The organism is Desulfosporosinus orientis DSM 765 (genome assembly GCF_000235605.1).
Taxonomy (GTDB): Bacteria; Bacillota; Desulfitobacteriia; order Desulfitobacteriales; family Desulfitobacteriaceae; genus Desulfosporosinus; species Desulfosporosinus orientis.
Map to the genome: position 1 here is coordinate 3,263,591 of NC_016584.1, position 24,441 is coordinate 3,288,031.

General features: G+C 40.8%; 21 protein-coding genes and 2 pseudogenes. 22 read left to right on the forward strand and 1 reads right to left on the reverse strand.

The features are described 5' to 3' along the window. The first annotated feature begins 18 nt into the window (after positions 1-18). The 16 genes and pseudogenes from DESOR_RS15235 to DESOR_RS15305 all read left to right on the forward strand — a co-directional run bounded on the left by DESOR_RS15235 (position 19) and on the right by DESOR_RS15305 (position 13,101). On the forward strand, positions 19-441 hold the full coding sequence (locus tag DESOR_RS15235) for a GNAT family N-acetyltransferase (protein ID WP_014185476.1): 423 nt from the start codon (positions 19-21) through the stop codon (positions 439-441). Between the two features lie 223 nt (positions 442-664). Then, complete coding sequence (locus DESOR_RS31040) at positions 665-1,009, forward strand: GNAT family N-acetyltransferase (RefSeq protein WP_052304316.1); 345 nt, start codon at positions 665-667, stop codon at positions 1,007-1,009. A 48-nt stretch (positions 1,010-1,057) separates the two neighbouring features. Further along, a pseudogene (locus DESOR_RS31045) lies at positions 1,058-1,234 on the forward strand (Dabb family protein); the annotation flags it as partial. 46 nt (positions 1,235-1,280) lie between these two features. Continuing rightward, on the forward strand, positions 1,281-1,652 hold the full coding sequence (locus DESOR_RS31050; protein WP_427854243.1) for an aminoglycoside 6-adenylyltransferase: 372 nt from the start codon (positions 1,281-1,283) through the stop codon (positions 1,650-1,652). A gap of 10 nt (positions 1,653-1,662) precedes the next feature. Further along, positions 1,663-1,947 carry an aminoglycoside 6-adenylyltransferase gene (locus tag DESOR_RS30650; RefSeq protein ID WP_282434370.1) on the forward strand — a complete coding sequence of 95 codons (285 nt, stop codon included), beginning with the start codon at positions 1,663-1,665 and terminating at the stop codon, positions 1,945-1,947. Between the two features lie 78 nt (positions 1,948-2,025). Then, positions 2,026-2,304: a hypothetical protein gene (locus DESOR_RS15255; RefSeq protein WP_014185478.1), complete on the forward strand. Its 279-nt coding sequence runs from the start codon at positions 2,026-2,028 to the stop codon at positions 2,302-2,304. A gap of 176 nt (positions 2,305-2,480) precedes the next feature. Continuing rightward, positions 2,481-2,993 (forward strand): GNAT family N-acetyltransferase, encoded by a 513-nt coding sequence (locus DESOR_RS15260; protein ID WP_014185479.1) that lies wholly within the window; start codon positions 2,481-2,483, stop codon positions 2,991-2,993. A gap of 228 nt (positions 2,994-3,221) precedes the next feature. Next, positions 3,222-3,371, forward strand: a complete 150-nt coding sequence (locus tag DESOR_RS30345) for a hypothetical protein (protein ID WP_242832332.1) — start codon at positions 3,222-3,224, stop codon at positions 3,369-3,371. A gap of 22 nt (positions 3,372-3,393) precedes the next feature. After that, positions 3,394-3,645: a DUF3795 domain-containing protein gene (locus tag DESOR_RS30350; RefSeq protein ID WP_242832541.1), complete on the forward strand. Its 252-nt coding sequence runs from the start codon at positions 3,394-3,396 to the stop codon at positions 3,643-3,645. A 503-nt stretch (positions 3,646-4,148) separates the two neighbouring features. Then, positions 4,149-4,727 (forward strand): TetR/AcrR family transcriptional regulator, encoded by a 579-nt coding sequence (locus DESOR_RS15270; RefSeq protein WP_014185480.1) that lies wholly within the window; start codon positions 4,149-4,151, stop codon positions 4,725-4,727. 142 nt (positions 4,728-4,869) lie between these two features. After that, positions 4,870-5,970 carry an NADH:flavin oxidoreductase gene (locus DESOR_RS15275; RefSeq protein WP_014185481.1) on the forward strand — a complete coding sequence of 367 codons (1,101 nt, stop codon included), beginning with the start codon at positions 4,870-4,872 and terminating at the stop codon, positions 5,968-5,970. Positions 5,971-6,251: 281 nt separating this feature from the next. Continuing rightward, positions 6,252-7,379, forward strand: coding sequence for a 4Fe-4S binding protein (locus tag DESOR_RS15280; RefSeq protein ID WP_014185482.1), 1,128 nt, complete (start codon positions 6,252-6,254; stop codon positions 7,377-7,379). Positions 7,380-7,861: 482 nt separating this feature from the next. After that, positions 7,862-8,437, forward strand: a complete 576-nt coding sequence (locus DESOR_RS15285; protein WP_014185483.1) for a class I SAM-dependent methyltransferase — start codon at positions 7,862-7,864, stop codon at positions 8,435-8,437. A 616-nt stretch (positions 8,438-9,053) separates the two neighbouring features. Further along, positions 9,054-9,857 carry an EFR1 family ferrodoxin gene (locus DESOR_RS15290; protein WP_014185484.1) on the forward strand — a complete coding sequence of 268 codons (804 nt, stop codon included), beginning with the start codon at positions 9,054-9,056 and terminating at the stop codon, positions 9,855-9,857. Positions 9,858-10,207: 350 nt separating this feature from the next. After that, positions 10,208-10,456, forward strand: a complete 249-nt coding sequence (locus DESOR_RS15295; protein WP_052304317.1) for a hypothetical protein — start codon at positions 10,208-10,210, stop codon at positions 10,454-10,456. Between the two features lie 398 nt (positions 10,457-10,854). Next, a complete protein-coding gene (locus tag DESOR_RS15305) occupies positions 10,855-13,101 on the forward strand; it encodes a molybdopterin-containing oxidoreductase family protein (protein ID WP_014185485.1) in 2,247 nt (748 codons plus the stop codon). Between the two features lie 139 nt (positions 13,102-13,240). Here the strand turns inward: DESOR_RS15305 and DESOR_RS15310 are convergent, their stop codons facing one another. Next, positions 13,241-13,591: a winged helix-turn-helix transcriptional regulator gene (locus tag DESOR_RS15310; RefSeq protein ID WP_014185487.1), complete on the reverse strand. Its 351-nt coding sequence runs from the start codon at positions 13,589-13,591 to the stop codon at positions 13,241-13,243. A gap of 297 nt (positions 13,592-13,888) precedes the next feature. Between DESOR_RS15310 and DESOR_RS15315 the strand changes: the two genes are divergently transcribed. From DESOR_RS15315 to DESOR_RS15355, 6 genes and pseudogenes are all read left to right on the forward strand, one after another. Beyond that, positions 13,889-14,392 carry an SRPBCC family protein gene (locus DESOR_RS15315; protein WP_014185488.1) on the forward strand — a complete coding sequence of 168 codons (504 nt, stop codon included), beginning with the start codon at positions 13,889-13,891 and terminating at the stop codon, positions 14,390-14,392. A gap of 113 nt (positions 14,393-14,505) precedes the next feature. Continuing rightward, positions 14,506-15,333, forward strand: a pseudogene (gene tnpC / locus DESOR_RS15320) (IS66 family transposase); the annotation flags it as partial. Next, complete coding sequence (locus DESOR_RS15325) at positions 15,305-15,592, forward strand: hypothetical protein (RefSeq protein ID WP_014185489.1); 288 nt, start codon at positions 15,305-15,307, stop codon at positions 15,590-15,592. The pseudogene tnpC and the gene DESOR_RS15325, both read left to right, overlap by 29 nt. Before the next feature lie 577 nt (positions 15,593-16,169). Next, positions 16,170-18,938: a leucine-rich repeat protein gene (locus tag DESOR_RS30030; RefSeq protein WP_014185490.1), complete on the forward strand. Its 2,769-nt coding sequence runs from the start codon at positions 16,170-16,172 to the stop codon at positions 18,936-18,938. Positions 18,939-19,615: 677 nt separating this feature from the next. After that, on the forward strand, positions 19,616-23,299 hold the full coding sequence (locus DESOR_RS28170; RefSeq protein ID WP_014185491.1) for a leucine-rich repeat protein: 3,684 nt from the start codon (positions 19,616-19,618) through the stop codon (positions 23,297-23,299). A gap of 290 nt (positions 23,300-23,589) precedes the next feature. Next, positions 23,590-23,835, forward strand: a complete 246-nt coding sequence (locus DESOR_RS15355) for a DUF1653 domain-containing protein (protein ID WP_014185492.1) — start codon at positions 23,590-23,592, stop codon at positions 23,833-23,835. Positions 23,836-24,441: the final 606 nt, after the last annotated feature.

Genomic DNA, 24,441 nt, shown 5'->3' on the forward strand with positions numbered 1-24,441 from the left:
ATGCGAGGGTGATGCTAAGTGTTAACATACAAAACGGGAATCGACTGTATCAATTGGTCTAAGCTGTTCCAACTCTACGATAGAATAGGGCTAGTTGCTGGTCTTGCAAAAAGTAGGGAGTATGAGAAAATCAAGGAAGCGTTCGTCCAGAGTTATAAATTAGCTACAGCATGGGATGGTGACTCCTTGGTAGGAGCGGGGCGATTATTGTCTGATGGAATCTGTTATGGAATGATCTTCGACCTTGGTGTACTACCAGAATATCAGAGGATGGGGATTGGTAGAGGTATACTGGATCAACTACTACAGAATAATGAACATTTGCGGGTTCATTTAACTTCTACTTTTGGAACCGAAGATTTTTATAAGAAAAACGGATTCAAACAACACAAGACTGCATTTGCGAAGTATCCTTTTGATTCAGAATATCTGATGGATTAAGCGGTGCCTATGGGGATACCATGGGACATTATCTGAAATAACTGAAGCCAATATTAGTGGGATAGAATTTATGAATGTCCAGCTGCAAGATTATCAAAATGAGCATTTAAAGTTAATAGAGAGCTGGGAAGTTGTAGGTGATATTTATTACTACTTGTCACATTCCCGCCCTAAGTGCCTGAGGGAAGGGTCTGAGGAATTATGGAATACTACTCGCCTGTAAATGATCGATTTGGGCAGCCAGCTAGTAGGTTGCGTATGGCTTGAAGATTTGGACTGCATACGTAAGGTAGGTAAACTCGGAATTTATATAGGGGAGATTGAATGTCGAGGAAGGGGAGTTGGAAGAGCAGTCTTGAAGGAAATCTTGAGACGTGCTTTTGGTCCTTTTGAGTTGGACAAGGTAATCTTACATGTTCGTGAGCAAAACACAAGGGCTATAAACTGCTATAAGAGTTGCGGTTTCGTTATTACAAAGGAATTCTCCAAAAGGAAATTTCCTGATGGTTCATGTCAAGGATCTTACGAGATGAGTGTCCAAAGAATGCTTAAGCAAGCCACACAATGAGATACTTTCAGCTATTTTGATAAATACAACTTCAAGAAGGTGAGAGATTTGATTAAACATATTGTAATGTGGAAACTGAAGGAATTTGCTGAAGGGAAAAGTAGAACAGAAAATGCCAGAATATTAAAAATTATTTTGGAAGGTTTAAAGAATAGCATAGCTCAAATTAGGCATATTGAAGTTGGTATAAATATCAATCCGTCAGAAGATTCATATGATGTTGTTTCGGATGGATAAGAGGTGGATTGACCAATTTGGAGAACGATTGTATATGCAATATCCTGAAGAGAATTCCTTTTATGAAAATGATGTTGAGAACTGCTACGGATGGTTGATACAATTTACAGACGGTAATCGTCTGGACTTACACGTATGTACATTAACTCCTGTACTTAAAGACCTAAAGAGAGACGGACTGTATAAAATACTGTTTGACAAAGACAATTGCTTACCAAATATTAAAGCAACAGATAGGGAGTATTGGGTAAAGAAGCCGACAGAGTTACAATTTTCACATACATGCAATGAGTTTTGGTGGTCTCTTAATAATGTCGCAAAGGGCTTATGGAGAGAAGAAATACCATACGTAATGGATATGCTAAATTACGTTATCCGACCACAATTGACAAGGTTATTACAGTAGAAAATCGGCTATGAAACAAATTTTACCGTTGCCGTTGGAAAATACAGGCAAATACATGTATAGATGGTTAGATGCTGAGACGTGGAACGCATTTTTGAAAACCTATTCTTCTGGAGTCGTAAAGGACATTTGGAAAGCTGTTTTTCTCATGTGTGAGTTATTTGATGGTGTTGCCAAAGAGGTATCCCCTCTTATCAATGCAAGGTATAACGAGATCGAGGCAAATAACAGTTTAAAGTTCTTAAAAGCTGTCTACTCGTTACCTAAAGATGCTAAGGAAATATATTTTGTGTAAAGCATTAAATCATAAGATACAGAGCATTTCTGGGTATTTAACCTTTAGATAAATAAGCTACCTTGGAGGTTTAGGTTCATGAGTTTAAACAATTTTAGAGATGAAGCTGGAGAATTCTTGAAATTAATTGCTGCAAAGAATGATATGAGTGATACCCTAAAAATAAATATGCTCGAAGAAGAATTTAATATTTTAAAAGAAGTAATGGATAATCCAGATAAATTGAAACATCAAATTTATGATATGTTATTTATACTTTTTGAAATAGCTTCTGACCATCAATTTGATTTGGATAGTGAATGGAATGAAGGGAGAAAAAGAAAAGAAGCAAAATATATCTCTACGTGTAAAGAATAATAAATATAAGCCTCGCCAAAACCAAATTATAAGATAATATGTGTTTATGAGTCTTAAACTGTAACGCATTCGTAAGATTTTGCTAAGCATGGAATGGTAGGTATATAAATAGGAATTTATCAATGTTCATAATTAGTGCAAAAGGATTAAATATATTTGGCAGGAGAAATTTTGGCATGGTTATTTTGCGAACACCACGATTGTACATTCGGAAAATACAAACAGATGATTATAGTTCTGTCTGCTCAATTTTGCAGGACATTGATGTCATGTATGCTTGGGAACATGCCTTTTCTGATGAGGAAGTAGTGCAATGGATTGACGAAAATATTATGAGATATAATAGGGACGGATATAGTTACTGGGCAATAATAGAAAAAGCATCTGATAAGTTAATTGGAGTCACCGGGTTAATTTCAGAACGAGCAGATAATGAAAACTATGTTGGAGTTGGCTATATTTATCAGAAATCATATTGGGGAAACGGGTATGCCTTTGAAGCTGCTTCTGCTTGTGTTGATTATGCTTTTCATATTTTGCATCAAAATGAAATTACGGCGCAAATTCGACCGGAGAATACGGCTTCAAGAAAAGTAGCTGAAAGACTTGGCATGTCTTTAAAGAAGCAGTTTATTAGACATTATAAAAACAAAGACATACCTCATCTTCTTTATAGCCGTACAATATAGCGTAGTTTTTCGCAGTTTATATTTCCCCACTACAGTCAGGGGAGTCGAAATTCCGAAAAAGGATGGCAAGAAAAGACTACTCGGAATTCCAATCATAAGTGGCAGGGTCGCTCAGATGGTTGTGCGAATAAACTTTAAACCACTAGTGGGGTCAATATTTTATAATGATTCGTATGGATACAGGCCGAATCGCTCTACATTGGATGCGGTCGGAGCAGCCCGTATGCAATGTTGGAAAATGCCATGGGATTGATCTTGACGTCATTGGACTGTTTTAATTACCCCGTGTATCTGGCAAATAGCAATGAAAAACTAAGGGAGATGGTTGCCGCCAGGCTTAATGTTCCAATAGAGAAAGCTGTTTGCCAGCTGCCGTAACGAAGCAGGAGTAATTGCCGCAATTGGTCGAGACAAGCCTTGTTACGTATATCAATGTATCCAAGAAAAAGAAATCAGCCTTTGCTGCGATTGCGTCGATTTTCCCTGTGATTACTTGCATCCCTATGCTGATCAAGCAGTCCAGAAGCCGCATAATACCAAAGTGTTCAATTTATGTCTGATTAAGAGGATGGGCTTAGAGAATTGGGCTAAACAAAAAGCTAATAATGTCAAAGAGACTTATTATAAAGGTAAACTGAAATTAGGTGACTAGCAGGTTCGCCGCAAAATGGCTAAATAGCAAGAGGACGTTGTTAATAAATAGCACCAGCGCACGTATGATAGACGCTGGTGCTATTGTCATAAGATCGGTTATCGGACTCATAGAAGATCAGCCTGGGGCTCCGGTAAAAATAAGAAGCACTTTTGGATTTGCATCAGCCATCAGATGAACGGCGATTCGGCATATGACCAAAAAGCCGTTAAAGAAAAGGCTTTTGTTCGGGCGATGCGGGAGACCCTGTAGGAATTACGGAATTATTTGTTGCGCAGGAGAGTGGGATTGACAAGTTTGAAGATTTGATATTTCGGAGGTTTGTGGAAAAGGTAATGATCCAATCGATGGCAGAGGTGACGTTGTATTTAAAGTGGGTGTTTAGGGAAGGGAGGTGCTTTAATAAATGTACTGCCGGTCGGGGATGAGTTGATATTCCATAAAAACAATTCTTGACCGATCGTTCTCAAAATGCTACTATTACAATAACAGGAGGGAAAGTAATGGGACGCAGCAAGGAATTTGAGGAAAGTGTAGTTCTCCAGAAAGCCATGGAATTATTTTGGGAGCAAGGCTACGAAAAGACATCTATGAGTGACCTGGTAGAGCATATGGGAATCCATCGTAGAAGTTTATATGATACCTTTGGTGATAAGCATACATTATTTTTGAAAGCGCTAGATTACTTTGCAGAATTTATGAATGCCAAACTAAAGTCTGAAACTTCACATGCAGAAACAGCAAAACAATCCATACAGTTTATCTTTGATCTCATGATCGAAGGAGCTGGAGATAGCCACTGGGGGTGCCTATTTGTGAACTCTGCAGCTGAGCTGGCTCTCCGAGATATGGAGGTAAACGAAAAAACGGAAAAAGCATTTATTCGAACAGAGCATCTTCTTGAGAATCTTATTCGCAAAGGACAGCAAACAGGTGAATTTTCGTGTGATTATGATGCAGAAGTTTTGGCGGAAAGTTTGCACAATACTTTGCTGGGGATTCGGCTACTTGCAAGAACCACAGCGAGTAAAGATAAATTACATCGTATTGCAGATTTTTCTTTAGCACTGCTGAATAAATAAATTTTTTTTTTGTTAAAACTAGAATGAACGTTCTCATAATAATCTCTATGGAAAATTATGATGTACATTGTATCAAGGGTTTTGCAGGGGATGTTTTGTGTGAACTTCATATATAAAAATATGTTAAAAGGAGTAAAATTCAATGAAATCTTTGTTTGACAAAACGGAACTGGCAGGTATGAGGCTGAAAAACAGATTTATCCGCTCAGCAACCTATGACGGATTTGCTGATGAAAATGGTCATATGACAGAAAAGGTGTATGAAATCTATGAAGATTTAGCAAAAGGGGGAGTAGGCACAATTATCACGGGGCTTACTTTTGTAAGTGATTTAGAGAGTGTTTATCCAGGACAGGAAGGGATCTATGATGATACATTTATCAATGGGTATCAAAAGCTGACCGAGATGGTTCACCGATATGATGCCAAAATCATTATGCAACTTGTAAGCAACGGTTCACAAGCCTCGGTTGCCGCAAATAGTGGTAAGGTAGTGTGGGGGCCAAGTGCTGTGGAAGACCTTGCTTATAAAATTACGCCGCAGGAAATGACAAAGGAAGATATTGCATTTGTACAAAGAGCGTTCGCTGATGCGGCGGATAGAGCTAAGAAATCCGGGTTTGATGGTATCCAGATGCACGTGGCACATGGCTATTTATTAAATAGATTTTTGACACCTTATTATAACCGCCGGACAGACGAATATGGTGGTAATCAAGAAAATCGGTCAAGAATGGTGCTGGAAATTTATGAAGCAATAAGAGACAGGGTTGGTCCGGATTATCCAGTGTTTATAAAAATCAACAGCGAGGATTTTTTTGAGCAGGGAATGACTTTTTCGGATTGCAAGTATGTATGCCACAGATTGGCAGAGTTAGGAATAGACGGGATTGAAATCAGTGGTGGCAACCCTGCATCGCGTCCGAACGAGGGCTTCTCCCGCCGAGTTTCAACTGAACAAGAATCCTACTTTAAAAAATATGCCGATGAAATCGCGCAAGAAACCAAGATACCGGTCATATTAGTAGGCGGTAATCGGCATGTAAAAGGCCTAACAGAAGTTTTAAATAGTACTGCTATTGAGTATATTGCTCTTTGCAGACCATTTATTCGTGAAAGCGATTTAGTCAACCACTGGTTGGAAGATGATGCCGTTCCAGCAAAGTGCATCTCTTGTAATAAATGCTTCACCGGTGCTGGAACAGTCTGTATTTTTAAGAGCCAAAATAATGTTACGCAGTAATCAGTTAATTTATTAAATGATTTCCCTGCAGAAGTCAAAAAGCAATATTACAAAGAGAGCATATTTAGCGAAATTTGCGTAAAGCGAACACAGACGATAAAGCGTTAAGCAAGCCAATGGTTCACATGCAGCATTACAGAAAGGGTTTGGCTTGTAGCTTTATCGGTAAGTGAGTAGCAAATGCAGCATGTGCGAACGTGTAATATTGCTTTTTACCTGCAATTCAGGGTTTATGCAGCAGAATCATTAAATAAAAAAAAAATTAAAAGGGGTAATTTATAATGGGACATGGCGCAAGTGCTAAGGAAGCAGTGTATATGTTACTTGCCGAGAGATTGAAGATGCACCCGCTTGGCACATCAATTAACGAGGATCTGATGGAAATACTTCACCATCTCTATACCGAGAGTGAGGCCATGGTTGGCGGCAAATTTCCTATGGCACCTATGAAATTGGAACAGATGGTCAGTAGTACTGGAATTGCAAAAGATGAGTTGGAAAGAACGATTCAGAGCATGATCCACAAAGGCTTAGTACTGAACATTCCCACGCCGGATGGTACTATTTATATGCTCTCTCCAATGATGATCGGCTTTTTTGAGTTTACCTTTAAGCGGTTGAATAAACCGGATTACGTGGAATTGAAAAAATTGGCCGAACAATTTGACAAATATTTAAGTAACCCCAAGATTAGAAGTGAGCTTTACGGGAGCGATACTAAACAATTTCGAACACTGGTTTACGAAAATGTGATGCCCTTTGCCGTGCAAACAGAAGTCATGACATACGAGAAAGCTTCTGAAATTATCCGCCAGGCAGGTTACGGGGCAATCTCCCTTTGTACCTGTCGGCATAAGGCCAGTCACTTGGGAAAAGAATGTGAGATAAATGCACCAATGGATGTGTGTACCACGTTAGGCATTCATGCACAAATGGCTGTAAAAAAGGGTTGGGCGAGGGAGGCCACAGTGGATGAAATGCTGGAGGTGCTTGACCGAACACAAAAGTTGGGATTGGTACACCTCTGTGATAACGTATTAAACCAACCGGCCTTCATTTGCCACTGTTGCAGTTGCTGTTGCGAAGTTTTAGGTACTATCAAGAAATTTGGTATATCATCCGCGCACCATAGTAATTTTATCCCGGCTTTAGACCTGGATAGCTGCGTTAAGTGTGGTATCTGTGCGAAAAAGTGCCCTATTGATGCCATCAAAATAACCGATGACGGAAAGGGGTCGAAAATACCGGATGTTAATAAGGAAATCTGTATTGGTTGCGGAGTTTGCGCTTCTAATTGTCCAAAAGGATCACTGACCATGATGCAACGGACGGATTTATATGTTCCACCGGAAAATAAAACGGAGCAACTCAAGCGAATTGCCAAAGAAAAGGCTATACGGGAAAGTTAGACCAAGTTCTTTGTCGTTGATGTTGTCATAGTATTCAAAGTATTTAGCTTTGCTTGAGATTCGGCTACTTGCAAGAACCTTAGCTATCAAAGAGATATTATATCGTATTAGCAGGTTTTTCCTTAGCAGTACTGAAAAATGAATTTTTGTATTAATACTAGAATTAACATTCTCATAATACGGCTCTTTAAAAAATCATGATGTACATTTACATCAAGGGTTTTGCAGGGAGATTGTTTTGTGTAAAGTAATATATAAAAATATTTTAAAGGAGCGAAATTAAATAAAATCTTTTATTTGACAAAATGGAACTAGCGGGTATGAGGCTGAAAAAAAGGTTTATCCGCTTAGCAACCTATTACGGATTTGCTGATAAAAATGGTCATATTTATCCATGAGTATCAGACTTTGACCGAGATGGTTGACCGGTATAATGCCAACATTATCATGCAAAAAAACTTTAAAAACGGAGGATATCAATAATGCATAAGTTTAATCCTGCTCATAAAAACAAACTCGATAATGATTGGCGAAGGCAGGTTCTTCTACCGAAACCTATACTTGAGAAACTAGGACTTTTGGCAGAGGATGTTGTTGCCGATGTAGGCTGTGGTATCGGCTATTTCTCAGTTCCGGCAGCGGAAATGATTTCACCCGAAAACATAGTATATGCTTTGGATACCTCTAAAGAGATGCTGACTGAGGTTGAAAAGAGAGCAGAGAGTGCCGGTATTTCCAATATTGTTGTCGTCGAGACAGAAGAATATGATTTCAAGCTCCAGGATGAGTCTGTAAGCTTTGTGTTAATTGTCACTGTATTGCATGAGATAGTAGATAAGGAAATGTTCCTTAGAGAAGCAAACCGGATCCTAAAACCTGCGGGTCGTCTAGCGATAATTGACTGGGAGAAGAAGCCGACTAAAGTTGGGCCGCCAATAGACCATAGGATTGATAAACAAGAAGCAGTGGAGTTTCTTAAATCTTCAGGGCTTAAATTAAGCATGGAGTTAGAGATCGCTGATGTTTTCTATGGTCTTGTAGGTGTTAAGTCGTTTTAGTCTGTTTTTGGATAGAGACATGTTCGCATTCACTTACCTCGGACTGCAAATAAAAACAAAAGATTCACACATCGTCTGGCATTAGTGGCAAGCGAGTCTCTTTGTTAGTGTTATTCACGATGTCTATTTTAATTTAGCTTCAGGGTCAGACCAAATATTTGAACCATCACATCAACGGTATCCTTTGAAAATTCTAATACATCTCCCGAAAGACGGTAGGCATACTTGACTATTTATAAAAAGGGAAGTACCTATTTACCCGAAGATTATCAATATAGTTTATTCCCATCCCCACTTCGCCCACCCAACGCTCTCTGGCTAGAAGGTCCACCTCCGGTGATCCCCTAACGCTAAGACTCGGTACTTGACAGCCAGATTTCAAACCGCATGTTCTTCTTGAACTTAGCAAGGCGCAAATATGAATGTTTGAAGTTACTTATACACTATTAAGAACCATCTCAACTAAGTGTAAAGGAACTCCACAACCTATTTTATTTCAGCCATCTTTCATTACATCATAAACGAAAAGCTATTTACCAAATACCCTGTATGGGTATTGTACGAAGGACCTTGGCGGTAAGCTAAGGGCAACATCATTACATAGGAGGGGTATGGTATGAAAATAAAATCGCTGAAACTTGTTTATTTTTCGCCAACGGGAACAACAAGAAGGATTATTGAAGGAATTGCACGTGGAATTAACCAAAGCGATGTGGAACTTGTAGATATTACTAGACCAGAGACAAGAAAACAGCAATTGCAAACATCGGAAGATGAATTACTTGTTATCGGAGTGCCGGTTTATTCCGGTAGAGTACCGTCTATAGCAATTGACTGGATACATAAGATTAAAGCTCATAACACGCCTACCGTGTGTATCGTTGTTTATGGTAATCGCGAGTATGAGGATGCACTTCTCGAACTCAAAGATACGATGATAAAACAGGGATGTATACCGATCGCCGGTGCAGCATATGTCGGGGAACACTCCTTTTCTAATGCCGAAACGCCTATTGCCGTAGCTCGACCTGATGCTGCTGACTTAAATATGGCAGAATTACTTGGGCAAAAAGTTATTGAAAAAATACTGTCTATTTCATCAATTGATCATAATTCAAGTATAACTGTACCTGGTAATCATCCCTATAAAATACCTAAGGCAAAGATTTCTCCAGTTGATTTTATTGCAATTAACGATAATTGTTCGCAATGTGGGATTTGTGCCCAGGTGTGTCCTGTTGGTGCTATCGATTATAAAAACAGTACTATGATTGATAAGGAAAAATGCCTCCACTGTTGTGCTTGCATAAAAAGGTGTCCCGAAAATGCACGAACGGTCAAAACTGGCACATTCAAAGATGTTGCTATATGGCTAAGTCAAACGTGTCAAAAGCGAAAGGAGCCTGAATTCTTTTTTTAACTGAGTAGAGTCTAGCACCTCTGCTGCTTAGTTGGCATATTTCGTGCGCCTCGTCGAGTAAATCACCACGCCAGTTGCACCTTACTAAGTTCCATGTGGTTTAAAATAGCCGCCTTGAATTCACTTCATTTTTTGATTTATCTAAATTATGTAACTATCAATTTTGTAACCCATATTAAAAAATAAGCGCAATAAGTGACCATTAACATAATTCTTGACCGATCGTTCTTGAAATGTTACTATTACAAATAACAGGAGGAAAATAATGGGACGTAGCAAGGAATTTGAAGAAAGTGTAGTTCTCTATAAGCCATGGAATTATTTGGAAACAAAGCTATGAAAAGACATCTATGAGTGACCTGGTAGAGCATATGGGAATTCATTTTAGAAGTTTATATGATAATTTTGGTGATAAGCATACAGTATTTTTGAAAACGCAAGATTGCTTTGCAGAATTTTCGTGTGATTATGATGCTGAAGTTTTGGCAGAGAGTTTGCACAATACTTTGCTGGGGATTCGGTTACTTGCAAGAACCTCAGCTAGCAAAGAGAAATTACATCGTATAGCAGATTTTTCCTTAGCACTGCTGAATAAATGAATTTTTTTTATTGATATTAGAATAATCGTTCTAAAAAGTATTTTTAAGGTTGCCGGTATTCTTCCTCCGTAAGGATTACGCTATCCTCAACAGCCAGTTTCTCATAAGTGCCTGTAATGGCCAATATGAGTAATAAACGTTCCCTAGTATGGGGTTTCCCTTTCGGGTCGAGGTCTCGTAGGGAATTTTGATATTAATGTCTGGAATAATGAGGACGGCCCCTTTACCAAGAACCCGAATCTGGGGATAAACTTCATGAAGTAATTGCTTCGGATAAAGCTTTATGTACTGCTCCTTCCCAAGCACTGGGTCACAGATTTTCCTGAATAACACCGTATTGCGTCTAGCTTTCGGATGTATTGAGGAGTTATTTTATTAAGAAAGAGGGGGATTTGAGTATGAAAGAATGGTTTAAATCCGGATGTGCGCTATGTGCTCAGAATTGTGGTGTGGAATTATTAATCGAAAACAACCATATTATTCAGGTACGGGGTGATAAAAGCAACCCCAAAAGCCAGGGTTATATTTGCCGTAAAGGTATGAATTTGGCTTATTACCAGCACCATGACCAACGCCTGAAATATCCTTTAAAAAAAGTAAATGGTGAATTTGTGCGAATATCATGGGAGCAAGCAATTTCAGAAATTGCAGCCAAGCTAAGGGAGATCAAAACTGAACATAGCCCGCGCTCCATAGCCTATATGGGAGGGGGCGGACAATCCTCCCATTTTGAAGCTGCTTTTGGCATTCGGCTGCTCCGGGCGCTGGGTTCACGTTATCATTATGGTGCCCTTGCCCAGGAATTGACAGGATATTACTGGGCTCAAGGCCGTTGTTTGGGACGTCAGTATCTGGGCACGGTGCCAGATGAGGAGCATGCCGAAATGCTGGTATCGATTGGCTGGAACGGAATGGTTAGCCATCAGATGCCCAGAGCGCCTCTGGTGTTACGGGAGTTTTCCAAAAATCCCAACAAGATTTTGGCAGTTATTGACCCGCGCAAATCAGAAACAGCAAGGATTGCCGATATCCATCTTGCAGTACGCCCGGGAACCGACGCACTGCTCCTCCAAGCTATCATTGCGATGATTATTCAAGAAGGTTGGCAAAACCAGGATTATCTTGACGAGCATGTTAGTGGTTTTGAGCAAATTAAGCCGCTCTTTATCAGTTTTGACATAGAGACGGCCCTAAAAATATGCGAACTGGATTACCAGCAGGTAAAAGATTTTGCCTATTTGATGGCTACTCGAAAAACAGGAGTACACACTGACTTGGGGGTGTTAATGAACCGACATAGTACCTTGGTATCTTGCCTGGTTATGGTCCTGATGGGGATTTGCGGACAGATTGGGTTACCCGGCACAAACCTAATACCAGGCCATTTTATGCCAATGGGAGCCCATAGCGATGAACGCAAAGATAGTAATTGGAATACAGTTACAACCGGATTCCCCAGTATCTTGGGGTATTTCCCACCTAATGTACTGCCCGAGGAAATCATATCAGATCACCCAGAGCGCATTCGTGCTGTGCTATGCTTCCAATCCAATCCTCTTCGTTCGTATGCTGATACTAGTGCATACGAAGAAGCCTTCCAGCGGCTTGATTTGTTAGTGACCTGTGAATTGGCCATGACCGAAACGGCGGCTATATCTCACTATGTTTTGCCATCACGGTCTGTTTTTGAATCATGGGACAGCTCTTTCTTTTCATGGACGCTCCCAGGTGTATTTTTCCAGATGAGGCGTCCGCTCATTACACAAGAAGGAGAAGCCCTAGAGGCATCCGAAATTCATCTGAGGATAGCCGATGCTTTAGGGATCATACCCGAGTTGCCAGATGCTCTTTACGAGAAAGCTGGGAATAGGCTGGAGTATGGGTTAGAGCTCATGCAATACCTGCAGGCCAACCCGCAGTCGGCAGATTTGATACCCTTCATTTTAGGTAAAACACTAGGTCCAGCCCTAGGTTCCACTAATCTCGCCGCTTTGTGGGGATTGTTACAGAAAATGCCCAAAGAAAGCCGTGAAAACGCTGTCAGAGCAGGTTTTAAAAAAGGTCCGTTTATGGGTGAAGAGATCTTCCAAGCCCTACTAGATCACCCAGAAGGAATTTGGCTTGGACAAATCAACCCTGAAGAAAATTTCAAGTTTTTAAAGACAGAGGACGGCAAGATTAACCTATGGATTCCGGAAATGGCTGAATGGATGCAGGAGGTAACTCCTGAAAAGGAAGCTGTCGCTCTGCAAGCAGATGATCAATACCCCATGATTTTAATGGCAGGAAGGCACACATCTACCAACGCTAATACAATAATGCGAAATCCAGCTTGGAATGAAGGGAAGAGAGCCTGTACCTTGGCGTTAAATCCACTGGATGGGGAGAAACTTGGATTGGGGGATGGCTCAATGGCGCTGATTACGACTAAAGCCGGAAGTGCTGCAATTGAGGTTGAAATTACCGATGATACCAGGCCGGGACAGGTAATAATACCGCATGGTTTTGGTTTGGAATACAATGGGGAAGTATACGGGGTTAATGTTAACCGCTTGACTAAGAACACCCACCGTGATAAATTTGCAGCTACGCCGCTGCACAGATATGTGCCTTGCCAGATTGAAGTGCTGGAGCGTCAGGATTAGCCAATATTAATTCCCCCTCAAAGCCCGATAATATTGGTAATAATCCCTGAACATCCCTCAACTAAGGTTACGCTATTATCCCTGAATGTTAACGTACCATAGGCCCTCATGTACCTTACCCCCAGTGGTCATAATTTTACTATTTATCTTCGCAAGATATACGTATGTTATGGTCATTTGCATAAGTATTAGACCAAGCATACAAATCGTTCAATATATTATCTAGACTGCGTCCACATTCTGTAAGCGAATATTCTACTTTAGGTGGGACAACAGGATAAACTTTTCGATGAACCAATCCTTTTTCTTCTAACTCTCTTAGTTGAATTGTTAGCATTTTTTGCGTTATTGTTGGCATTAATTTATCTAATTCATTAAAGCGTTTAGAACCATCAAGAAGATGCCAAAGTATGATTAATTTCCACTTCCCACCGATTAAGTCCATGGTTAGTTCAAGTGCACAACCATAGTTGTTTTGTACATTTGCCATATAAACCTCCAGTTAATACTCAAACTATCAAAGATAACTGTATACAATAAAAATTAAAGTACATACCTAATTGTAGTGTAGATATCAATATATCAGTAGGCTGAAAAAAATGCAAAGGGAAAAATATTTAACAAGCCAATAAGATGTAGATTGGAGAATTACTAAAACGGTCTTTACACTGTAAAAAACGATAGTACATGAGAAAAAAGTAAGTACTTGCTCAATCGTTTGATATGAATTATTATATCGGTGTGGTCAAAAACTAAAATGTTAAATGAAATCAGGGAGGACAAATTAATGAATTATATTTACTGGCCGGAGGGCTATTTACCAGGGACAACAGATAACTATGCATCAAATGAAATTATTGTAGCAGGTCTAACTGCAGAGCAAGTATGGCCATATATTAGTAAAACATCAGAATGGCCAAAATACTACAGCAATGCATCAGATATACATTTCTACAATGGACCAGGACCTGAATTATTTGAAGGAGCTCGTTTCCGTTTTACTACATTTGATTTAATTGTAGAAGCTGAAGTAACTGAATATGTGCCACCAGTAAATGGAAAACCAGCTCGTATTGCATGGCATGGATGGTGTGAAGGTTCAGAAGATGAAAAGTTAGATGTTCATCATGCATGGTTATTCGAAAGTCTTTCCGGAGGGAGAGTGCGAATCCTTACACAAGAAACACAAATTGGAAAACCCGCTAAAGATATGGCAGTCCAAAAACCAAACCCCATGATTAATGCTCATCAAGAGTGGATCGAAGGGTTAGCGAAGGCTGCAATGAAATAATTCATTTAAGAAAATGTAGAGAAAAGCCCATCGCTTAATAAAGAGGTGGTGGGCTTTCATTTATCAACAAAAAATAGTTAACGGGAAAGTGGAAAAATTAGAAGGGCCGAAAGGCCTCCAGCAAGTCGTACTTTTGGTTGTATCGTAACGAGCAAAGTAAGGGGCCACCGGTCATTTTGTTTCAGTACACTCGGACCCGAGCAGGCGAAAACGCCAAAAAATTTCTGGCGAACTTCTCTGGTTATTTAGTTTCAGATGCCTACGCTGGGTACGAAAGGGTAGAAAACATCATACGCTGTTTATGTTGGTCCCACCTCAGACGATACTATCTGGACGCCATTCCCCTGAGCAGCAGCAAAAAGGAAATCCCAGGCTCAGCCGGTGCTAAGGGAAGAGCGTATTGCGACAAGCTCTTTAAGTTGGAGAAGCAGTGGAAAGAGCTATGCCCTGAAGAGCGACAACAGAAGCGTCTAGAACAGAGTGTTCCTGTTCTAAATGCCTTTTTTGCGTGGGCAGAAAAAGTGACGACCAACCAAGACCCTTTAAAGAAAGCCATCAAGTATACTCTGAATCACAGAGAGTCCTTCACAAATTTTCTGCAGGATGGGCGCATTCCCCTCTCGAACAATTTGTCGGAGAATGCGATAATAGTCGTAGCGGTGGCAAGGAAGAACTTCCTCTTTTCCGACACTCCACAGGGTGCCGAAGCCAGTGCCTTAGTTTTTAGTATCATCAGCACAGCTACAGCCAATGGCCTAGATCCGTATGAATACCTGGTTCACCTCTTTAGAAGTCTTCCTAATCTGGACTTTCATAACACACCGGAAGTATTGGATGATTGTATGCCATGGTCGGAGAAGCTTCCCGCAGCATGTCAGGCAAAGAAAACTATGAGAGAGACCAAGGAAGGAAATGAGCAAAGTGGGAATACCGAATATTAACTACGTCATGACTATGACGAAATCGTTTCTAGATGGAGAAATCGACGACATAACCTATTGGCTGGACTTTCCCTATGAGATTGAAAAGCGCTACCGGAAGATGGTTAAGGAAGACAGAGATTATGCTGAACTCATCTTTGATTGTCTCGTTGAAGAAGGAACCAATCGGTATAACGATCTGTCTAATGCTGAGTTCGTTAAGCTTATCCGCAAGCAGTACAACTACATAATGGATGTCGCAAGCGAAGGATTTTTTTAAAAGGTTAAACTCATGATGATGCCCCGATTTTCAAATGATGAAAATCGGGGCTAACTTTTAGGCAACGCTATTTGTTCCACCGCTTACAGATAATTTACGACATGCGTAAAAAATGGCAAAGACTATTCTGCACATGCATGGCTATCGGCTTGGCAAGCGTTTTAGGGTTCTCAGTACAAATGGCCTCCGCCGCGACACTGATTTAAAGACAGGGTCTGTCGTTTGTAGGACGCAACATCTTAGTAGTGAATCATAGAAATATAAAAATTACAACTGCAGGAACTACCGGGGCGCAAATGTTGGATAAGCCATATAATTACATATAGGAAATAATCGAATAAAAGGGAGGATCTGGTAATTAATCCATGTTGATTTGATTGTGCCACATGAGATTATTGTCATTACAACCAGCGGAAGTAAAACTGCGACAGGTACGGCGACTGTCAACAAGCCAGTACCGATCATAATCTTTGTTTGGCGAACACAACAGATGCCTATACGAAAGAATGATATAAAAGGTTAAGTACAAAAGTGGATAAGGATTATCTTAATTAATACGAAGAAGGAGGTTTGTTAGGTGAAAAAGACAGCGTTCATAACATTAAAATCAATATTCTTAATTTTAATCACAGTACTAATTTTTCAGGTTAAGCCACAAACAGCACTTGCACTTACATCCGGTGATTACCTCTACACGGTGACCGGTACTAATGCTACAATTACAAAGTATACAGGTTCAGGAGGTAATGTTACTATCCCAGCAACACTGGATGTATATACGGTGACCAGCATTGGCTACAAGACGTTTAATGAATGCAGTAACCTTACGAGCGTGACAATACCAAGCAGTGTAACCAGCATTGGTGACCAGGCATTTAATGAATGCAGCAGCCTGACGAGCGTGAATATTCCAAGCAGTGTAACCAGCATTGGATCTAATGCGTTTTCTTGGTGCAGCAGCCTGACGAGCGTGACAATTCCAAGTAGTGTAATCAGCATTGGCGAAGAGGCGTTTTCTAGTAGCAGCCTAACGAGCGTGACAATCCCTAGTAGTGTAACCAGCATTGGCAAATATGCTTTTGCTTCCTGCAGCAGCCTGATAAGCGTAACTTTCTCTGGCCCAAGCAGTGTAACCAGCATTGGCTGGGGAGCTTTTCTTGACTGCAGTAGCCTGACGAGCGTGACAATACCTAGCAGTGTAACCAGTATTGGCGTCTGGGCGTTTCGGAGATGTAGCAGCCTGACGAGCGTGACAATCCCTACTAGTGTAACCAGCATTGGCTGGGGTGCGTTTTATGAATGCAGTAGCCTGACGAGCGTGACAATACCAAGCAGTGTAACCAGTATTGGCGACCAGACGTTTTATAAATGCAGCAGTCTGACAAGCGTGACAATACCAAGCAGTGTAACCAGCATTCGCTGGTGTGCGTTTTATGAATGCAGCAGCCTGGCTTCGGTAAAGTTCCTTGGGAATGCTCCGACTATGGGATCTACCGTGTTTTACAATTGTGCTTCGGGCTTCAAAGTTTACTACCTTGCTGGCAAGAAGGGATTTACCAATCCTTGGTATGGATATCCAACAGAACCTTTTGGGATAGCAACTTATACTGTAACTTACAATGGAAATGGAAGTACTGGAGGAACAGCACCAATAGATAGTAGAACATACTTAGTTAATGAAGAAGTAACAGTACTAGGAAATACCGGATTTATTACCAAGACAGGCTATACTTTTTCAGGGTGGAATACAAAAACTGATGGGACAGGCGTAAGCTATACTGTAGGAGATACCTTTAACATAGGAACAACAGATATTACACTCTATGCAAAGTGGACGATAGCCGCACCGATAACCCTGCAAAGTATAGCCATAACTACTCCAGCTACCAAATTAAACTATACAGTAGGCGATACATTAGATATAAGTGGATTAGTAGTGACTGGGACCTATAGCGATGGTAGCACTAAGGTAGAGCCTATAACTACTGCGAATATAACGGGCTTCAACAGTACAGTAGCGACAACAGATCAGGTTTTAACTATCACAGTTGGTGCTAAGACAACGACTTACAAAGTGCAAATCGTAGCCGCACCGATAACTGTATCAGGAGTAAGCTTAAATAAAAATGTTACAACCATAAACGTAGGTGCTAATGAAACTTTAAGTGCCACTATCACACCGACCAATGCTACTAATAAAAATGTCTCTTGGAATTCGAGCGATCCAGCCATAGCAACGGTAGACTCAAACGGCAAAGTAGTAGGTGTCAGTGCAGGGGCATCAGTTATTACCGTAACAACGGTGGATGGAAGAAAGACAGCCACTTGTACAGTAACAGTAATTAACTCAGATGCAAGCGGAGGTTCGTCACATACGGCAACTCTTGATCAAATCGTAACTGAAATTATGTCCTTCCGTGGCTATCTTAATCCGAGTGAAAAAGCTTCCCTTAATGAAGCCAGATCAAACCTCTTGACTGCAGTGCAAGATGGGACTTTAAGCAGTGCCGCCGATAGACTTTTGACGGATCAAGTCGTTGCAAAATTTCAAGCAAAAGGTGTTACGAGAGCTGATGCAAAAGCGGCAATCATCAAGTCCCTCCAAGGTTTTCAAGCAATCCACTATTCTGATGACAACGCTACTATAGAAAGAGCACTCGTAAAGTTTAAAACCGAGAATGGGAAAACATTTAGAACGCTTTTCGGAGATGACTTTAAAGAAGAATTATTCTATGGTTTCATGATGGCTACGCAAGATGAGCTCCAAAAAGAGATCAAAAAAGAAATTAAAAAATATCCATCTGCTTTATTAGGCCTTGTAGGGGGTTCTAGTACAGAAATCAAGGATAAATTAGTTGAATGGCTGAAAACAGCCTTGCACAATGTTGCAGATCCTGCGAATAGTAAGTACCACGTCTTTGATCAAAAGCTCGCAGATATTGGCTGGAATATAGATTTACTTGTTGAAACGCAACGTAAAGTAGGGGCGGTTATTGATCCATCGAATGCCGCTGAAAAAGCCGTGGCAATGTCTGTTATCCGCTCTCAAATCCAATGCAAAATCAACGGAATTATCTGCGATCCGTTAACCCCTCTGACATTAAAAAAAGATGATAATAAACTTAAACTTGTTCTTTCTGTCAAAGGGATAGATACTGGTGGATTTAAACTTGCAGGCCTGCTTGCTTGGAAGACCGATAATTCGGCGATTGCAACTATTGCTGAGGATGGCTCTTCAATTAAAGCAGGTACTGCAAAAGGTACAACAGTTATTACTGCTTATAGGATGAATGATTCACAAGTAGAAGCGAACGAATTAATTAGGATCACAGTGGCTGTAAATTAATATAGATTTGGCTCAATGCGTATATCACACTCGCAAGTTGCGGGAGAAACATATCGGATTATACAGAGAGTTGGGGGTTCCAGCTCTCTGCTTTTTTACGTCAGTCTTTTCAAGACAGATATTTAAATCAACTTATTGAAATTTAATCGAATGTTTAAGGAAGGGATAATTTACGACATGCGTAAAAAATGGCAACGACTATTCTGCACATGCTGGCTATCGGCTTGGCAAGCGTTTTAGGGTTTTTAGTACAAATGGCCTCCGCCACGACATTGATTTAAAGACAGGATCTGTCGTTTGTAGGACGCAACATCTTAGTAGTGAATCATAGAAATATAAAAATTACAACTGTAGGAACTACCGGGGCGCAAATGTTGGATAAGCCATATAATTACATATAGGAAATAATTGAATAAAAGGGTGAATCTGGTAATTAATCTATGTCCATTGATTTGATTGTGGCACATGAAATTACCGTCATTACAACCAGCGGAAGTAAAACTGCGACATGTACGGCGACTGTCAACAAGTCAGTACCGATCATAATCTTTGTTGCGAACACAACAGATGCCTATACCTAATGCAGTGAGTCGAGCACAGCTACGTCATTGAATGAAGTGAGGAGGTAACAATGTTCTGCAAGTGTGCTGATTTAAAAATTTGAAAGAGGGAGTTTCATGAGAATACTTAAAATTAGCAAAGTAAATACATTATTTATCGGCATAATGATGATGGCTATTTTATTGTGTTGTAGCAGTCAAGTACAAGCAGCACAGGACGGAGATTATACTTACACTGTAACAGATGGCAAAGTCCAGATTACGGGGTACAAAGGGGCTGGAGGGGTTGTTACAATACCAAGTACATTAGGTGGATTTCCTGTAACAAGTATCGGCGACAGTGCTTTTAGGGATTGCAGTGGCTTAACTAGTATTAGCATTCCGCAAGGAGTAACAAGTATCGGCGATAATGCTTTTGCCGCTTGCAGAAGCTTAATTAGTATTAGCATACCGCAAGGAGTAACAAGTATCGGCGACTATGCTTTTTCCGCTTGCAGTGGCTTAACTAGTATTAGCATTCCGCAAGGAGTAACAAGTATCGGCAGCGGTGCTTTTTCCACTTGCAGTGGCTTAACTAGTATTAGCATACCGCAAGGAGTAACAAGTATCGGCAGCAGTGCTTTTGGCGGTTGCAGTGGCTTAACTAGTATTAGCATTCCGCAAGGAGTAACAAGTATCGGCAGCGGTGCTTTTTCCGGTTGCAGTGGCTTAACTAGTATTAGCATACCGCAAGGAGTAACAAGTATCGGCGGCAGTACTTTTTCCGGTTGCAGTGGCTTAACTAGTATTAGCATACCGCAAGGAGTAACAAGTATCGGCAGCTGGGCTTTTTATGGTTGCAGTGGCTTAACTAGTATTAGCATACCGCAAGGAGTAACAAGTATCGGCAGCGGTGCTTTTTCCGGTTGCAGTGGCTTAACTAGTATTAGCATACCGCAAGGAGTAACGAGTATCGGCGACTATGCTTTTGGCGATTGCAGTGGCTTAACTAGTATTAGTATTCCGCAAGGAGTAACAAGTATCGGCATCTGTGCTTTTTGGGATTGCAGTGGCTTAACTAGTATTAGCATACCGCAAGGAGTAACAAGTATCGGCAGCGGTGCTTTTTACGATTGCAGTGGCTTAACTAGTATTAGCATTCCGCAAGGAGTAACAAGTATCGGCGACTATGCTTTTTCCGGTTGCAGTGGCTTAACTAGTATTAGCATTCCGCAAGGAGTAATAAGTATCGGCGACTATGCTTTTTCCACTTGCAGTGGCTTAACTAGTATTAGCATACCGCAAGGAGTAACAAGTATCGGCAGCAGTGCTTTTGGCGGTTGCAGTGGCTTAACTAGTATTAGCATTCCGCAAGGAGTAACAAGTATCGGCAGCGGTGCTTTTTCCGGTTGCAGTGGCTTAACTAGTATTAGCATACCGCAAGGAGTAACAAGTATCGGCGGCAGTACTTTTTCCGGTTGCAGTGGCTTAACTAGTATTAGCATACCGCAAGGAGTAACAAGTATCGGCAGCTGGGCTTTTTATGGTTGCAGTGGCTTAACTAGTATTAGCATACCGCAAGGAGTAACAAGTATCGGCAGCGGTGCTTTTTCCGGTTGCAGTGGCTTAACTAGTATTAGCATACCGCAAGGAGTAACGAGTATCGGCGACTATGCTTTTGGCGATTGCAGTGGCTTAACTAGTATTAGTATTCCGCAAGGAGTAACAAGTATCGGCATCTGTGCTTTTTGGGATTGCAGTGGCTTAACTAGTATTAGCATACCGCAAGGAGTAACAAGTATCGGCAGCGGTGCTTTTTACGATTGCAGTGGCTTAACTAGTATTAGCATTCCGCAAGGAGTAACAAGTATCGGCGGCAGTGCTTTTTCCGGTTGCAGTGGCTTAACTAGTATTAGCATTCCGCAAGGAGTAATAAGTATCGGCGACTATGCTTTTTCCGGTTGCACAGGTTTAACAAGTATTAGCATTCCGCAAGGAGTAACAAGAATTGGCGACTGGGCTTTTTCCGGTTGCAGTGGTTTAACAAGTATTAGCATTCCGCAAGGAGTAACAAGTATCGGCGATCATGCTTTTTCCAGTTGCTATCGTTTAACAAGTATTAGCATTCCGCAAGAAGTAACAAGTATCGGCGACTATGCTTTTTCCGGTTGCACAGGTTTAACAAGTATTAGCATTCCGCAAAGAGTAACAAGTATCGGCGAGGGGGCTTTTTCCTTTTGCACAGGCTTAACTACTATTACAGTAGCTGTTGATAATTTGAAATACGAAAGTATAGACGGTGTGCTTTATAACAAAGCAGGGACTATTTTAATAGCGTGTCCTGGAGGCTTAACTACTATTAGCCTACCGCAAGGAGTAACAAATATCGGCAACAGTGCTTTTTCCGGTTGCAGTGGCTTAACTAGTATTAGCTTTAACTCGGCAACAACAACAATATTTGATAGTGCATACACAATTCCAGTCGCAACAAAGATTATAGGCTATGACCCATCTACCGCAAAAACATACGCCACAAAATATAACCGGACATTTGAAGATATAGCCGCACCGATAACTGTATCAGGAGTAAGCTTAAATAAAAATGTTACAACCATAAACGTAGGTGCTAATGAAACTTTAAGTGCCACTATCACACCGACCAATGCTACTAATAAAAATGTCTCTTGGAATTCGAGCGATCCAGCCATAGCAACGGTAGACTCAAACGGCAAAGTAGTAGGTGTCAGTGCAGGGGCATCAGTTATTACCGTAACAACGGTGGATGGAAGAAAGACAGCCACTTGTACAGTAACAGTAATTAACTCAGATGCAAGCGGAGGTTCGTCACATACGGCAACTCTTGATCAAATCGTAACTGAAATTATGTCCTTCCGTGGCTATCTTAATCCGAGTGAAAAAGCTTCCCTTAATGAAGCCAGATCAAACCTCTTGACTGCAGTGCAAGATGGGACTTTAAGCAGTGCCGCCGATAGACTTTTGACGGATCAAGTCGTTGCAAAATTTCAAGCAAAAGGTGTTACGAGAGCTGATGCAAAAGCGGCAATCATCAAGTCCCTCCAAGGTTTTCAAGCAATCCACTATTCTGATGACAACGCTACTATAGAAAGAGCACTCGTAAAGTTTAAAACCGAGAATGGGAAAACATTTAGAACGCTTTTCGGAGATGACTTTAAAGAAGAATTATTCTATGGTTTCATGATGGCTACGCAAGATGAGCTCCAAAAAGAGATCAAAAAAGAAATTAAAAAAAATCCATCTGCTTTATTAGGCCTTGTAGGGGGTTCTAGTACAGAAATCAAGGATAAATTAGTTGAATGGCTGAAAACAGCCTTGCACAATGTTGCAGATCCTGCGAATAGTAAGTACCACGTCTTTGATCAAAAGCTCGCAGATATTGGCTGGAATATAGATTTACTTGTTGAAACGCAACGTAAAGTAGGGGCGGTTATTGATCCATCGAATGCCGCTGAAAAAGCCGTGGCAATGTCTGTTATCCGCTCTCAAATCCAATGCAAAATCAACGGAATTATCTGCGATCCGTTAACCCCTCTGACATTAAAAAAAGATGATAATAAACTTAAACTTGTTCTTTCTGTCAAAGGGATAGATACTGGTGGATTTAAACTTGCAGGCCTGCTTGCTTGGAAGACCGATAATTCGGCGATTGCAACTATTGCTGAGGATGGCTCTTCAATTAAAGCCGGTACTGCAAAAGGTACAACAGTCATTACTGCTTATAGGATGAATGATTCACAAGTAGAAGCGAACGAATTAATTAGGATCACGGTAGCTGTAAATTAATTGGCTTTTGCTCAACGCGAGGTTACTACACTCGCTAGTTGCGAGAGAAGACATATCGGATTATACAGAGAGTTGGGGTTTCCAGCTCTCTGTTTTTTTTGCAACGCCGGGGGGAAACATGAATGTAATAACCCGACGTCGCAAACCTTCAAAACGTTAAAAGAAATTAGCCGGAAAGCAGCACCGTCCTGATGCCGATTGTGCAAATAGATTTAAAGATTCAAGTTCCAATAAGGCTAATAATTGGAAGCTTCCAAATCCCAATTCGAAACATAGCGCAGGAGGTACTTATGGAACCAAGAAAACCAGTGATCGGCGGCAAGTACTGCCATTTTAAGAATAAAATGTACCAACTGCTGGCGGTTGCCACCCACAGCGAAAGTAATGAAAAATATATCGTTTACCAAGCGCTGTATGGGGATTTCAGGGTATATATACGTCCATATGACATGTTTTTGAGCGAAGTAGACCATGTGAAATACCCAGAGATTAAGCAAAAATATCGTTTTGAGCTGATGCAGGAGCTGGAGCGCTGATGATGGAATTCGCACTGGACAAAAAAATATTGCTGGGCAGAGAACAGTTGGGATCACCGGATTAGCCGGAGGAGCCACTGATGATCTTGCAGTCGGGTAAAGACATCGTGCAGCAGATGTCGGAAATCCGTGAAATGCTGTTGCCACGTATCGAAGTGGGGAAGTGCCAGCCGTTTCTAATTACTTGATTCGGACCCATCGACTAAAACAGGACTTTGCACCATGGTATCTGGAAGGCTCGGGCGGATTTTTGCAGGGAAAGCAGATTACATGGGGAAGAAGTAATGCTTTTTTAGGTTCTTGCTGCACTAGGAGATGATAAACCATAACAATACAATGTAAGTAACTCTTCATTAAAAAGATATTTAACGCATAGTTGATAGTGCGAGTGGTCAGGTCACTATTTCTAACAAGTTAATTCATGGCTCAATAGTATTAATAAATGCAATTCATTTAATCAAACATCAATCGAATCGTGTTGAGTCCTGAATTAAGCACCTGTAAACCAGACTCATATTTATAGAACATATTCAAGGCTTTATATTAGCTCCTGTGGCCATAGTTACTCGGATTAGTCCAATTGTACTTGGCATTAGTTTCTAAAGC

Bases quoted from the DNA above. Each gene is read 5' to 3' on its own strand.
- DESOR_RS31040 (WP_052304316.1), top strand. From the start codon at position 665: ATGATCGATTTGGGCAGCCAGCTAGTAGGTTGCGTATGGCTTGAAGAT.
- DESOR_RS31050 (WP_427854243.1), top strand. From the start codon at position 1,281: ATGCAATATCCTGAAGAGAATTCCTTTTATGAAAATGATGTTGAGAAC.
- DESOR_RS30650 (WP_282434370.1), top strand. From the start codon at position 1,663: ATGAAACAAATTTTACCGTTGCCGTTGGAAAATACAGGCAAATACATG.
- DESOR_RS15255 (WP_014185478.1), top strand. From the start codon at position 2,026: ATGAGTTTAAACAATTTTAGAGATGAAGCTGGAGAATTCTTGAAATTA.
- DESOR_RS15260 (WP_014185479.1), top strand. From the start codon at position 2,481: ATGGTTATTTTGCGAACACCACGATTGTACATTCGGAAAATACAAACA.
- DESOR_RS30345 (WP_242832332.1), top strand. From the start codon at position 3,222: ATGTTGGAAAATGCCATGGGATTGATCTTGACGTCATTGGACTGTTTT.
- DESOR_RS15270 (WP_014185480.1), top strand. From the start codon at position 4,149: ATGGGACGCAGCAAGGAATTTGAGGAAAGTGTAGTTCTCCAGAAAGCC.
- DESOR_RS15275 (WP_014185481.1), top strand. From the start codon at position 4,870: ATGAAATCTTTGTTTGACAAAACGGAACTGGCAGGTATGAGGCTGAAA.
- DESOR_RS15280 (WP_014185482.1), top strand. From the start codon at position 6,252: ATGGGACATGGCGCAAGTGCTAAGGAAGCAGTGTATATGTTACTTGCC.
- DESOR_RS15285 (WP_014185483.1), top strand. From the start codon at position 7,862: ATGCATAAGTTTAATCCTGCTCATAAAAACAAACTCGATAATGATTGG.
- DESOR_RS15290 (WP_014185484.1), top strand. From the start codon at position 9,054: ATGAAAATAAAATCGCTGAAACTTGTTTATTTTTCGCCAACGGGAACA.
- DESOR_RS15295 (WP_052304317.1), top strand. From the start codon at position 10,208: ATGAGTGACCTGGTAGAGCATATGGGAATTCATTTTAGAAGTTTATAT.
- DESOR_RS15305 (WP_014185485.1), top strand. From the start codon at position 10,855: ATGAAAGAATGGTTTAAATCCGGATGTGCGCTATGTGCTCAGAATTGT.
- DESOR_RS15310 (WP_014185487.1), bottom strand. From the start codon at position 13,591: ATGGCAAATGTACAAAACAACTATGGTTGTGCACTTGAACTAACCATG.
- DESOR_RS15315 (WP_014185488.1), top strand. From the start codon at position 13,889: ATGAATTATATTTACTGGCCGGAGGGCTATTTACCAGGGACAACAGAT.
- DESOR_RS15325 (WP_014185489.1), top strand. From the start codon at position 15,305: ATGAGCAAAGTGGGAATACCGAATATTAACTACGTCATGACTATGACG.
- DESOR_RS28170 (WP_014185491.1), top strand. From the start codon at position 19,616: ATGAGAATACTTAAAATTAGCAAAGTAAATACATTATTTATCGGCATA.
- DESOR_RS15355 (WP_014185492.1), top strand. From the start codon at position 23,590: ATGGAACCAAGAAAACCAGTGATCGGCGGCAAGTACTGCCATTTTAAG.